Below are 12,605 nucleotides of genomic sequence, written 5' to 3' on the forward strand. Positions count from 1 at the left end.
TTACTTATCACGGGAGATGTCTTATTGTCAGATAAGTAAAGAAGAAAAAGAGAAGGTGTTCACACGATTGTCAGATTTATAAGAGGAAAGTTGTATTATGATAGTAGATAAGATGAAAAAACGGTTGAAGGGGGACGTGCTGCGTGCATATTCTTGTTGTTGGTGTTAACTATCGAACAGCCCCTGTAGAAATTCGTGAGAAACTAACGTTCCAGGCAGCAGAATTAGAGAAAGCGATGACAACGTTGCAAAAACAAAAAAGTGTATTAGAAAATGTCATTGTATCAACGTGCAATCGAACAGAAATCTATGCTGTAGTAGACCAGTTACACACAGGACGCTATTATATTAAGAAGTTTATGGCTGATTGGTTTCAGCTTGAAATAGAAGAAATTGCACCGTACTTATCACTATATGAAGAAGATGGTGCTACAGATCATTTATTCCGCGTAACATGTGGATTAGATTCAATGGTAGTTGGAGAAACGCAAATTTTAGGTCAAATTCGTAGTAGCTTCTTACTTGCGCAAGAAATAAAAACGACGGGAACGATATGTAATGAATTGTTTAAACAAGTCGTTACACTAGCAAAGCGTGCACATTCAGAAACAACAATTGGCGGCAATGCAATGTCGGTAAGCTATGCGGCTGTTGAACTTGGCAAGAAAATTTTTGGCGATTTGAAAGATTGCCATGTTCTTATTCTTGGTGCAGGGAAAATGGGCGAATTAGCACTGCAGAACTTGTACGGGAGCGGTGCTCATAAAGTGACTGTTATGAATCGTACGTTTGTCAAGGCAGAAACGATGGCAGAAAAATATATGGGACTTGCAAAGCCGTTGGATCAGTTGCGATGCGCGCTGTTAGAAGCTGATATTGTAATTAGCTCAACAGGGTCGACTGAATATGTAATTACGAAAGAAATAATGTCCAAAGTAGAAAGCATGCGCTCTGGTCGTCCGCTCTTTATGGTAGATATTGCAGTGCCACGTGATATTGATCCGGCAATTGATGCGTTAGAAAGTGTTTTCTTATATGATATTGATGATTTACAAGGTGTTGTGGAAGCGAATCGTGCTGAGCGATTAAAAGAAGCTGAGAAAATTCAAATTATGATTGAAGAAGAAATGATTCTCTTTAAGTCATGGCTGAATACGCTTGGGGTTGTACCGTTAATTTCGGAACTTCGTGATAAGGCATTAGCGATTCAAAGTGAAACAATGCAAAGTATTGAACGGAAAATTCCAACGTTAACAGAGCGGGAACGAAAAGTAATAAGTAAGCATACGAAAAGTATTATTAATCAATTGTTAAAAGATCCAATTTTAATTGCGAAAGAGTTAGCGGCTGAAGAAGATGCGAAAGAAAAACTTGCTCTATTTTCGAAAATTTTCGATTTAAGTGCGAAAGAAGCAGCAAAAGAGAACGAAGCAGAATGGAAGCAAGCTGAGAAGTGGACAGTATCCGCTCCATCTTTGTAATGGAAAGGATAAACGGATGGGTGTTTTAAACAATAGCATTATTTATCATATTGCCATTATTTTATATGCCTGCAGCGTTAGTTTATATTTCATAGATTATTTTCAAAGTAACCGAAGGGCAAATCAGATTGCCTTTTGGTTACTTTCTGTTGTATGGGTACTATATTCAATCTTTATGCTACTTCGGGCAACAGAAGCGGAAATTAATCCAATTTTAACGTTATTATCAGGTATTTATTTTTATGTATGGTTATTAATTACATTATCATTAATGATTAACCGATTTATGCGCATTGACTTTTTAGTCTTTTTTACAAATATGATTGCGTTTGGCGTAAGCGCTTTTTCTATGTTTACGCCGCTTGGGAAAATGTCGCCGGTGTTAGTGAATCAATTAGTTTCGGGGCTTGTTTATGTGCATATAGGTATGGCGATCGTTTCCTATGCGACATTTACGGTTTCTTTTATTTTTTCCATTATGTATTTAATTCAATATCGTTTATTAAAACAAAAAAAATGGAATGCAAGATTAAGGCGGTTAGGAAATTTACCGAAGCTGGATTCTATGTCATACGGTTTAAATTTATTTTCTATACCGTTCTTTTTATTAGCCATTTTGCTTGGGTGTATATGGGGATATACGAAGTTAAATAATTTTCATTGGTATGACGCAAAGGTAATTGGATCTTTCATTGTCTTATTTGTATACTGTGCAGGTATTTATTTACGGGGATCAGATACATTGCAAGGAAAGAAAATTGCAAGTTGGAATATCGGGGCGTTTCTGATTATGTTAATTAATATTTTTTTATTTAGTAGTTTATCGAACTTCCATTTTTGGTACTTATAATGAGGAGAGAAAAATATGCGCAAAATTATTGTAGGATCAAGAAAAAGTAAATTGGCATTAACACAAACAAATTGGTTTATCGACCAATTGAAGGCGCTAGGGTTGCCGTATGAATTTGAAGTAAAAGAAATAGTAACGAAAGGTGATGTTATTTTAGATGTGACACTGTCGAAAGTAGGCGGTAAAGGGTTGTTCGTAAAAGAGATCGAACATGCACTGTTTACAAAAGAAATTGATATGGCTGTCCATAGTATGAAAGATATGCCAGCAGTACTTCCTGAAGGATTAACAATTGGATGTATTCCAAAACGTGTAGATCCGCGTGATGCGTTTATTTCTAAAAATGGAGAATCGTTTGATGAGTTACCAGAAGGAGCGGTGATTGGTACAAGCAGTTTACGCCGCAGTGCACAGTTGTTAGCTGCGCGTCCGGATTTACAAGTGAAATGGATTCGCGGAAATATTGATACGAGGCTACGTAAGTTAAAAGAAGAAGATTACGATGCGATTATTTTAGCTGGTGCAGGGCTAAAGCGAATGGGCTGGGCAGATGATGTGATTACAGGGTATTTAGAAGAAACGGTATGTGTACCAGCTGTCGGTCAAGGTGCGCTATCTATTGAATGCCGCGAGGATGATGCGGATTTATTACAATTATTAAGTCATTTAAATGATAATGTAACAGCGAGAACAGTTGAAGCAGAGCGTGTCTTTCTACATAAATTAGAAGGAGGCTGCCAAGTTCCGATTGCTGGATATGCAACGCTCAAAGAAGATGACCAAATTGAATTAACAGCTCTTGTTGGATCGACAGATGGCACTGTCTTATTGAAAGAAGTTGTTGTTGGTGAACATGCCGGAGAAGTTGGAGAGCGAGCAGCAGACTTGTTAATCGGACAAGGAGCAAAGGAACTTATTGCCGCAGCAAATCAGGAGCAAAACTAGCAATATGACTTCTCTTTGCGGAAAAACAGTGCTAATTACAAGAGCCCAGCAACAAGTGAAGCAAATGAGTACAGCAGTGCAAAAACAGGGCGGAATTCCAGTGGAAATTCCGCTTTTACATATAACAGCAGCCTCGCATGATCAATTTCAACAAGTACGTGAGGAATTGGACGTGTATAATTGGATTGTTTTCACAAGTAAAAATAGTGTGAATTTCTTTTTAGATGGTTTACAGCAACCCTTGCCAAAGACGATGAAAATTGCCGCAGTTGGCGTGAAGACAAAGCAAGAATTAGAACACCGCGGCTATAATGTTCATTTTGTACCAACTGCATTTGTAGCTGAAGTATTTGCGAAGGAATTTGTGAATCATATTGGAAGCGAGACACGTATAGTATTGCCAAAAGGAAATCTTGCGAGAGATGTCATACGAGCGGCGCTGCGAAATCATGGTGCGATTGTACGCGAACTTGTTGTATATGAAACGGCAGTCCATCTGCAAATGCGCGAACAACTTATCGATGCACTGCAATCGAGAGAAATTGATGTGATTACTTTTACAAGCCCGTCTACTGTACAGAGTTTTCTTACATTGCTTGAAGGTGAGAACTGGAGAGAATGGGTAAAAGGATGTACAATTGCTTGTATAGGCCCTGTTACGGAACAAGAAGCCCGGAAGTATTTTCAAAATCTTCTCGTTCCGACAGAATATACAATTGAAGCTATGTTACAATGCATTTCAGAAAATATATAAATCCATTTTGATTTTTCAACATATAAGTTGCTGTTATATAAAACAAAAAGTGACTGCTACTTGCTTTCTCTCTTTGTTTTACCAACGCACGTGGCAGGAAAAGGCTCTGACCGCTTCTATGCATGGCTAGATTCTCTCGCCCACCCATAAAAAGAAAAGGGTTTTTATGTCTGTTTTTCAACTTGCATTTATATATAATAAAGTGAAACTTTAAGAATTGGAGATGGAAAAGTTATGAATCCTTTACAATTTAACCGTCATCGTCGTTTACGACAAAGTGCAAATATGCGTGCTATTGTACGTGAAACACATTTACATGCAGAAGATTTCATTTATCCAATTTTTGTTTTAGAAGGAGAAAATAAGCGTAATGAAGTTCCTTCTATGCCAGGTGTATATCAAATTTCTTTAGACCATCTGCAAGCAGAAATGCAAGAAGTTGTCGATTTAGGCATTCGTTCCGTTATCGTATTTGGTTTACCTGCTGAAAAAGATGAAGTTGGTTCTTCTGCGTATTGTGAGCACGGTATTGTACAGCGAGCAATTACGCAAATTAAAGAGAGATTCCCAGAATTAGTTGTAATTGCAGATACTTGTTTATGCCAGTATACGAGTCATGGCCATTGCGGTGTAATTGAAGACGGAATTATTTTAAATGATGAATCGTTAGAGGTTCTTGCAAAAACAGCAGTAAGTCAAGCGAAAGCAGGTGCGGATATTATTGCACCATCTAATATGATGGATGGATTTGTAGCATTTATTCGTCATGCGTTAGATGAAAATGGCTTTACGCATGTCCCAGTTATGTCATATGCAGTGAAATATGCGTCGGCCTTTTATGGACCGTTTCGTGATGCTGCACATGGTGCACCTCAATTTGGTGATCGTAAAACATATCAAATGGATCCAGCGAATCGTCTAGAAGCATTCCGCGAAGCTGAGTCAGATGTGGTGGAAGGAGCGGACTTCTTGATTGTGAAGCCAGCACTTTCTTATTTAGATATTATTCGTGATGTGAAAAATAACTTCAATCTTCCGGTTGTTGCGTATAATGTGAGTGGTGAATACTCGATGGTTAAAGCGGCAGCACAAAATGGCTGGATTAATGAAAAAGACATTGTTCTTGAAAAATTATTAAGCATGAAGCGTGCAGGAGCGGATTTAATACTTACATATCATGCGAAAGATGCAGCGAGATGGTTACAAGAAGGGAGCACACGATAATGAAAAGTTTTGATAAATCGATTGAAGCGTTTGAAACAGCAAAAGATTTAATGCCAGGCGGTGTAAATAGCCCAGTGCGTGCATTTAAATCTGTCGGTATGAATCCACTATTTATGGAGCGAGGAAAAGGCTCTAAAGTTTATGATATTGATGGAAATGAATACATTGATTATGTATTGTCATGGGGGCCGCTTATTCATGGTCATTCCAACGACCAGGTTGTGGAAGCGTTAAAAGCAGTAGTAGAAAAAGGAACGAGCTTCGGTGCGCCGACAGAAATTGAAAATAAACTAGCGCAGCTTGTAATCGATCGTGTACCGTCTATTGAAATTATACGTATGGTTAACTCTGGGACAGAGGCGACAATGAGTGCGCTTCGCTTAGCACGTGGTTACACTGGGCGTAATAAAATTTTGAAGTTTGAAGGCTGCTATCACGGACATGGTGATTCGCTTTTAATTAAAGCTGGTTCTGGTGTTGCTACGCTTGGTTTACCAGATAGCCCTGGTGTACCAGAAGGCGTTGCGAAAAATACGATTACGGTTGCGTATAACGATTTAGAAAGCGTGAAATATGCGTTTGAACAGTTCGGTGATGATATTGCGTGTATCATTGTAGAGCCAGTAGCAGGAAATATGGGTGTTGTACCACCGCTTCCGGGATTTTTACAAGGCCTTCGTGATGTTACAACAGAATACGGTGCACTTCTTATTTTTGATGAAGTAATGACTGGCTTCCGTGTAGCTTATAATTGTGGACAAGGATATTTTGGGGTAACACCTGATTTAACATGTTTAGGAAAAGTAATTGGAGGCGGGCTTCCTGTTGGGGCATATGGTGGTAAAGCTGAAATTATGAAGCAAGTAGCACCAAGTGGACCAATTTACCAAGCTGGTACACTATCTGGTAATCCATTAGCGATGACAGCAGGATATGAAACGCTTGTCCAGTTAACACCAGAAAGCTATAAAGAATTTGAACGTAAAGCGGAAATGCTTGAAAAAGGTTTACATGAAGTAGCGCTAAAATATGATATTCCGCATTGTATTAACCGTGTTGGTTCCATGGTTGGTATTTTCTTTACAGATGAAAAGGTTATTAACTATGAAACCGCAAAAACGTCCAATTTAGAATATTTTGCAGCGTATTATCGTGAAATGGTAGAACAAGGTGTATTTTTACCACCTTCTCAATTTGAAGGATTGTTCTTATCAACAGCGCATAGTGATGCTGACATTGAAGCAACCATTGCTGCTGCAGAAATTGCTATGTCTAAATTAAAAGGATAAAAAAGCCTTTTCTTTAGGGGGGCGAGAGGGCCTGGCTGTGCGTAGACGCGGTCAGGTCCTTTTTCTGCCACGCCCGGTGTGAAAACAAAGAGAGAAAGCGAGTGGGGGTTACGTTTTCTTTTGGATGGCAATGGTTTGTATGTTGAAAAACCAAAATGGATTTAGATAAATACCAGTTGAAATCCTAACATACCCCTTTTCTTTAGGGGGAGGCGAGAGGGCCTGGCCGCGCATAGAAGCGGTCAGGTCCTTTTTTTCACGCCCGGTGTGGAAACAAAGAGAGAAGACGAGTGCACGTCACTTTTGGTTTTGCGCGCAGTGATTTTTTATTCATAAAGTCTCTGTTCCTCACATAAACCTGTAATGACATATAGTTTGAGAGGGGGATACGAAGTGGCAACAGATCAACAAACTTCATTGCGGTTTTCGTTAAAAGAATCTGTATGGTTTCAAAAAGGACAGGAAGTCAATGAATTACTTTCTATTTCATTAGATCCTGATGTTGCTATAGAAGAACGTGAGTATGAAATTGTTGTGTGCGGGCAACTTGATTTAACAGGAGAATATATCCCAAAGGAAGAAACAGAGGCGTTCTCATTACGAGAGCTATCTCCAGTACGTACGATAGATTATGTGGAGACACGCGATGATGGGATAAATGAATTGGTACATTCGTTTCCACTGGAGATTTCGATTCCACGCGACCGCGTGAAGCAAGTTGAAGATTTATATGTAGATATTGAAGAATTTGATTATGCTCTGTTAGAAAATGGCTGTTTGCAGCTTTTAGCGGATATTTCAGTTCATGGATTATGTGATGGAGAACGTGAAGTGGAAGAAACGGTGGAAGAAGAAACGGTGGAAGAAGAAACGGTGGAAGAAGAAAGAGTGGAAGAAGAGAGAGTAGAAGAAGTGATAGAGACTGATGAATGGGAAGATTATGCTTTTGAGCCATTTCAGCTAGAAGCTCGTCAAGAACCGGAGCTTGAACTAGAAGAGGAGAAAGAAATCGAAGAAGAGGAAGAACAAAGACAAGAGGAAGAACAAAGACAAGAAGAGGAACAAAGACAAGAAGAGGTCGTTGCACCTCAGCTGTTCTTCGGACGCAAAGAAACAAAAGTACAGGATATCGATGAGGAAGAAGAAATTTCATACTCACAGCGGGATGAAAATGCGCTATATTTAACAAAATTATTTTCAAAGCAACCGGAAGATGAATTCACAAAGCTGCGGCTATATTTTGTGCAAGAAGGAGATACGATTGAATCTGTTGCAGATCGTTATGACACTTCCGTACAACATTTACAGCGTGTAAATCAAGCCGATGATTTGTATTTAACAGCAGGACAAATTTTATATATACCAGTGCCCAAGATGAAAGCAAAGTGAGTGAAGAGAAATCTTCCTCACCTCTTTTCTTTTTCACGCTCCTGTAGAAAGGGTCGTTGTTCGTATGGACATGGAATTACGAGAGCGTTATGCTTCTCTTTTGCAGCTATATCAATTAGCTCCTGAACATATTGAGGAATATGGGAATGTAATAAAAATTTATACGAGCCAAGGTCCATATGCGTTAAAAAAATTGCCATCTCAAAAATTAGAACGAAGTAATCTTATGTATTATGTTCAGTTTTTACGAGAAAAAGGATTTACGAATTTTGCTCCTATTTATCATGCGAAAGATGGAAGGCACATTTTAAGTGATGGTGAGCATAGTTATTATTTAATGCCTTGGCTCGGAAACGCAGAGAGTCAAGGAGAAGAGAATGATCAGTATCATAAAATGTTTCAAACACTTGCTATGATGCACAAAAAAACAGTGCGAGAAGAAGAAGTGACAGAAGAAGCAATTCAAGAACATTTTGATGATATTTCAAATCGATGGGAACAAGATGGCGTGTTATTAGAGGAGTTTTTAGTTGAATCAGAAGCGAAATGGTATATGTCTCCGTTTGAATTGCAATATTGCACTTACTTTCATCAAGCGATGCGTGCTCGTGAATTTGCGAAGAAACAATTTACAGAATGGCATGAAGCAATGAAAGAAAAAGAAAAAACACGTATTTCATTTATTCATGGCAATGTTTCAATGAATCATTTTTTATTCGATTATCAGCGAAACGGTTATTTTATTAATTTAGAAGATGCGCAGTTTGCTACTCCAGTTCAAGATATCGTTCAATTTTATTCGCGTTCCTTCAACACATATCCAATTGCAAGAAATGATCGATACGAATGGTACCAAATATACCAAAAGAATTTCGCGTTTACGAAAGAAGAAAAGCTGCTTATGCTTGCGTATTTAGCGTATCCGAAAACATTTATTAAGCAAGTGCATGCATATAAAAATGCTCGAAATGCCCGTAATGAAACAAAGGAGTTTCATGATGTGAAAATGCTTCAACAATCACATTGGCTTATAAGTAATATTGAATATTTCGTGGCACAGCTTCAAGCCGCTGAGCAACAAGCGCAGTGAAAGGAAAAATAAAATGAGCCGTAGCCTCAAGAAGAAGTTACGGCTGATAATGTAAGCGAATCGTTGCTGCTATAAAAATAGCTAGGATGACAAAATCTAAAAACGTAGGAAGTAGTAAAGTACGAATGCCTTGGAAAATGGTGAGCGGGATTGCAAAATCAGAAAACATCGTTTGTAAATTTCTTAACCAAGAAGGGGCTGAAAAATTGTATGTGCGTCGATAGCGTCGCATAATCGTCCTCCGTATTAGAAACTTCTCTAGTATGAACGATAAGAGAAGTGGAAATGTGATACTACAATATGCAGGATAAGCACCTAATGTGCTTATCCTGCACTTTTTTCATTTTCTTTGCATATGTTATAAAAAACTTGGTTAAGCTTATTGACGATTGCACATTTCTTTTTTAGACTATAAGATATATTATAATTTTAAAACGTATATATAAATGCGTTGATAGGGAAGAGTACAACGTCCTACGTCTTCAGAGAGAGAAATCAATTGCTGTGAGATTTCTTAGATGGTAGTGTTGGAAGGTCGCCCTGGAGCAGTTTCTTTGAACTCGCACTGAAAGTAGGAGAAACCGGATAACCCGTTACAGATGATAAGTGTACAGGTGTAGTGTATCTATTTACGCCTGTAAAAAAAGGTGGTACCACGATCTCCGTCGTCCTTTTGGATGAGGGAGTTTTTTATTTTTTTAAGGAGGGAAAAATATGTCAAACACGGAAAAAAATTTACCAACAAAATACGATCATATATCCGTAGAAGAAGGCCGTTATAAATGGTGGCTCGAAGGCAAATATTTCGAAGCAAAAGGAGAAGCTGATAAACAGCCGTATACGATTGTAATTCCGCCTCCGAATGTAACTGGTAAACTGCACTTAGGTCATGCTTGGGATACAACGCTTCAAGATATTTTAACTCGTACAAAGCGTATGCAAGGCTATGATGTATTATGGCTTCCTGGTATGGACCATGCAGGTATTGCAACGCAAGCAAAAGTAGAGGGAAAACTTCGTGAAGAAGGGATTTCACGCTATGATCTTGGACGTGAAAAATTCCTTGAAAAAGCGTGGGAATGGAAAGAAGAATACGCTAATCACATTCGTGCACAATGGGCGAAAGTTGGTTTAGGATTAGACTATTCTCGTGAACGTTTTACGTTAGACGAAGGTTTATCTGCTGCAGTTAATAAAGTATTCGTTCAGTTATATGAAAAAGGTTTAATTTACCGCGGGGAATATATTATTAACTGGGATCCAGCAACTCGCACTGCACTATCTGATATTGAAGTAATTCATAAAGATGTGCAAGGTGCATTTTATCATATGAATTACCCGTTAACAGACGGTTCTGGTCACATTCGCCTTGCAACAACTCGTCCAGAAACAATGCTTGGTGATACAGCAGTAGCAGTTCATCCAGAAGATGATCGTTACAAACATTTAATCGGCAAAACAGTTACACTTCCAATTGTAGGCCGTGAAATTCCAATTATTGCTGATGAGTACGTAGAAAAAGATTTCGGAACAGGTGTTGTAAAAATTACACCAGCTCATGATCCGAATGACTTTGAAGTAGGTAACCGTCATGACTTACCACGTATTCTAGTAATGAATGAAGATGGCACAATGAATGAAAAAGCTGGTAAGTATAACGGTATGGACCGCTTTGAATGCCGTAAGCAATTAGTAAAAGACTTACAAGAAGCGGGCGTATTAGTAGAAATCGAGTCTCATATGCATGCAGTTGGTCATAGTGAGCGCAGCGGAGCGGTTGTTGAGCCTTACTTATCTACACAATGGTTCGTAAAAATGGCACCACTTGCAGAAAAAGCAATTGAATTACAACAAAAAGAAGAAGAAAAGGTAACGTTCGTACCAGATCGTTTCGAGAACACATATTTACGCTGGATGGAAAATATTCATGATTGGTGTATTTCTCGTCAATTATGGTGGGGACACCGCATCCCAGCTTGGTATCATAAAGAAACTGGTGAAGTATACGTAGGTACAGAAGCACCAGCAGATATCGAAAACTGGAATCAAGATAACGACGTACTTGATACATGGTTTAGTTCAGCATTATGGCCATTCTCGACACTTGGTTGGCCAAACGAAGATGCAGCGGACTTCAAGCGTTACTATTCAACAGACGCTCTTGTAACTGGTTATGACATCATCTTCTTCTGGGTGTCTCGTATGATTTTCCAAGGCTTAGAGTTTACAGGAGAGCGTCCATTTAAAGACGTATTAATTCATGGTCTTGTTCGCGATGAGCAAGGACGTAAAATGAGTAAATCTCTTGGCAACGGTATTGACCCAATGGAAGTTATTGAGAAGTACGGTGCAGACGCAATGCGCTTCTTCTTATCAACAGGAAGTGCGCCAGGCCAAGATTTACGCTTTAGCATGGAGAAAGTAGAATCTACTTGGAACTTCATCAATAAAATTTGGAACGCATCTCGCTTCGTATTAATGAACATGGATGATATGAAGTATGAAGATATCGATTTAACTGGTGAAAAATCTGTTGCAGATAAATGGATTTTAACTCGCTTAAACGAAACAATTGAAAGTGTAACGCGTAACATGGATAAATATGAGCTAGGTGAAGTTGGTCGTGCATTATATAACTTCATTTGGGATGACTTCTGTGATTGGTACATTGAAATGGCGAAAATTCCGTTATACGGAGAAGATGAAGCTGCGAAGAAAACAACTCGTTCTGTTTTAGCATACGTACTAGATCAAACGATGCGTTTATTACACCCATTCATGCCATTCGTAACAGAGAAAATTTGGCAACATCTTCCTCATGAAGGCGAATCTATTACAGTAGCGGCTTGGCCGACAGTTCGCGAAGATTTACAAGACAAAGAAGCAGCGGCAGAAATGCATCTTCTAGTTGATATCATTCGCTCTGTTCGTAACATTCGTGCTGAAGTAAATACGCCAATGAGCAAAAAAGTTCAATTGCAAATTAAAGCGAAAGACGAAGCAGTATTAGCACAGCTTACGAAAAATAGCTCCTACATTGAGCGCTTCTGTAATCCAAGTGAATTAACAATTAAGACGGATTTACAAGCACCGGAAAAAGCGATGACTGCAATTGTATCAGGTGCAGAGCTATTCTTACCACTAGCTGATCTTATTAACCTTGATGAAGAAAAAGCACGTCTTGAAAAAGAACTTGAGAAGTTCGATAAAGAAGTTGAACGTGTACAGAAGAAACTTGCAAACCAAGGCTTCGTAGCAAAAGCTCCAGCAGCAGTTATTGAAGGAGAACGTGCGAAAGAGCAAGATTACCTAGAAAAACGCGAAGCAGTTCGCCAACGTCTAGCAGATCTACAAAAATAAAGTGAAACTTTAATTAGTGGGGGTCTTTATCCCCCACTTTACTTCTTAAGAAAAGCGGAAGCGGCTCGCTCAGAATCGCAGGACGCCCACGCGCCCGACAGAGAGGTGGTTTTTACCTCGTAGAAAGAAACGGAGCCACAGCCACTAGAGCTGGACAATGTTTTCGCTGAATGGGAGTATTACTAACCGCAAATAGCGGGATAAAATATTTTAAATAGCGAAC

The 12,605-nt window shown here is 38.9% G+C and carries 10 protein-coding genes and 1 other annotated feature; of the genes, 9 read left to right on the plus strand and 1 reads right to left on the minus strand.

All coding sequences use genetic code 11. The features are described from left to right. Positions 1 to 143: 143 nt before the first annotated feature. The 8 genes from hemA to ysxE all read left to right on the plus strand — a co-directional run bounded on the left by hemA (position 144) and on the right by ysxE (position 9,022). Entirely contained in the window at positions 144 to 1,481 is a 1,338-nt protein-coding gene (gene hemA, locus MR076_RS09230; protein ID WP_242219912.1) for a glutamyl-tRNA reductase, read from the plus strand. Positions 1,482 to 1,497: 16 nt separating this feature from the next. Continuing rightward, positions 1,498 to 2,331, plus strand: a complete 834-nt coding sequence (locus MR076_RS09235) for a cytochrome c biogenesis protein (protein WP_242219913.1) — start codon at positions 1,498 to 1,500, stop codon at positions 2,329 to 2,331. A 15-nt stretch (positions 2,332 to 2,346) separates the two neighbouring features. Further along, positions 2,347 to 3,276: a hydroxymethylbilane synthase gene (gene hemC, locus MR076_RS09240; protein ID WP_242219915.1), complete on the plus strand. Its 930-nt coding sequence runs from the start codon at positions 2,347 to 2,349 to the stop codon at positions 3,274 to 3,276. 4 nt (positions 3,277 to 3,280) lie between these two features. After that, the gene (locus MR076_RS09245) at positions 3,281 to 4,030 is read left to right on the plus strand and encodes a uroporphyrinogen-III synthase (RefSeq protein WP_242219917.1); all 750 of its coding nucleotides are present in this window, start codon (positions 3,281 to 3,283) and stop codon (positions 4,028 to 4,030) included. 234 nt (positions 4,031 to 4,264) lie between these two features. Further along, positions 4,265 to 5,254: a porphobilinogen synthase gene (gene hemB, locus MR076_RS09250; protein ID WP_242219919.1), complete on the plus strand. Its 990-nt coding sequence runs from the start codon at positions 4,265 to 4,267 to the stop codon at positions 5,252 to 5,254. Continuing rightward, on the plus strand, positions 5,254 to 6,543 hold the full coding sequence (gene hemL, locus MR076_RS09255; protein ID WP_242219921.1) for a glutamate-1-semialdehyde 2,1-aminomutase: 1,290 nt from the start codon (positions 5,254 to 5,256) through the stop codon (positions 6,541 to 6,543). Before hemB ends, hemL begins: the two co-directional genes overlap by 1 nt. Positions 6,544 to 6,906: 363 nt before the next feature. After that, positions 6,907 to 7,932: a stage VI sporulation protein D gene (gene spoVID, locus MR076_RS09260; protein ID WP_242219923.1), complete on the plus strand. Its 1,026-nt coding sequence runs from the start codon at positions 6,907 to 6,909 to the stop codon at positions 7,930 to 7,932. Between the two features lie 64 nt (positions 7,933 to 7,996). After that, a complete protein-coding gene (ysxE, locus tag MR076_RS09265; RefSeq protein WP_242219925.1) occupies positions 7,997 to 9,022 on the plus strand; it encodes a spore coat protein YsxE in 1,026 nt (341 codons plus the stop codon). Positions 9,023 to 9,059: 37 nt separating this feature from the next. On the opposite strand, the gene MR076_RS09270 is transcribed toward ysxE, so the two are convergent. Next, complete coding sequence (locus MR076_RS09270; protein WP_242219927.1) at positions 9,060 to 9,254, minus strand: hypothetical protein; 195 nt, start codon at positions 9,252 to 9,254, stop codon at positions 9,060 to 9,062. 210 nt (positions 9,255 to 9,464) lie between these two features. Further along, positions 9,465 to 9,698: a binding site (T-box leader), on the plus strand. A gap of 38 nt (positions 9,699 to 9,736) precedes the next feature. Here MR076_RS09270 and MR076_RS09275 point away from each other — a divergent pair. Further along, complete coding sequence (locus tag MR076_RS09275) at positions 9,737 to 12,382, plus strand: valine--tRNA ligase (protein ID WP_242219928.1); 2,646 nt, start codon at positions 9,737 to 9,739, stop codon at positions 12,380 to 12,382. The last annotated feature ends 223 nt before the right edge of the window (positions 12,383 to 12,605 follow it).

This window comes from Bacillus cereus group sp. BfR-BA-01380 (genome assembly GCF_022663535.1).
GTDB lineage: Bacteria > Bacillota > Bacilli > Bacillales > Bacillaceae_G > Bacillus_A > Bacillus_A cereus_BB.

Excerpts from the sequence above, each read along its gene's own strand:
- MR076_RS09235 (WP_242219913.1), top strand. The coding sequence starts at position 1,498 with ATGGGTGTTTTAAACAATAGCATTATTTATCATATTGCCATTATTTTA.
- MR076_RS09270 (WP_242219927.1), bottom strand. The coding sequence starts at position 9,254 with ATGCGACGCTATCGACGCACATACAATTTTTCAGCCCCTTCTTGGTTA.
- MR076_RS09245 (WP_242219917.1), top strand. The coding sequence starts at position 3,281 with ATGACTTCTCTTTGCGGAAAAACAGTGCTAATTACAAGAGCCCAGCAA.
- ysxE (WP_242219925.1), top strand. The coding sequence starts at position 7,997 with ATGGACATGGAATTACGAGAGCGTTATGCTTCTCTTTTGCAGCTATAT.
- hemL (WP_242219921.1), top strand. The coding sequence starts at position 5,254 with ATGAAAAGTTTTGATAAATCGATTGAAGCGTTTGAAACAGCAAAAGAT.
- spoVID (WP_242219923.1), top strand. The coding sequence starts at position 6,907 with ATGACATATAGTTTGAGAGGGGGATACGAAGTGGCAACAGATCAACAA.
- hemB (WP_242219919.1), top strand. The coding sequence starts at position 4,265 with ATGAATCCTTTACAATTTAACCGTCATCGTCGTTTACGACAAAGTGCA.
- hemC (WP_242219915.1), top strand. The coding sequence starts at position 2,347 with ATGCGCAAAATTATTGTAGGATCAAGAAAAAGTAAATTGGCATTAACA.
- MR076_RS09275 (WP_242219928.1), top strand. The coding sequence starts at position 9,737 with ATGTCAAACACGGAAAAAAATTTACCAACAAAATACGATCATATATCC.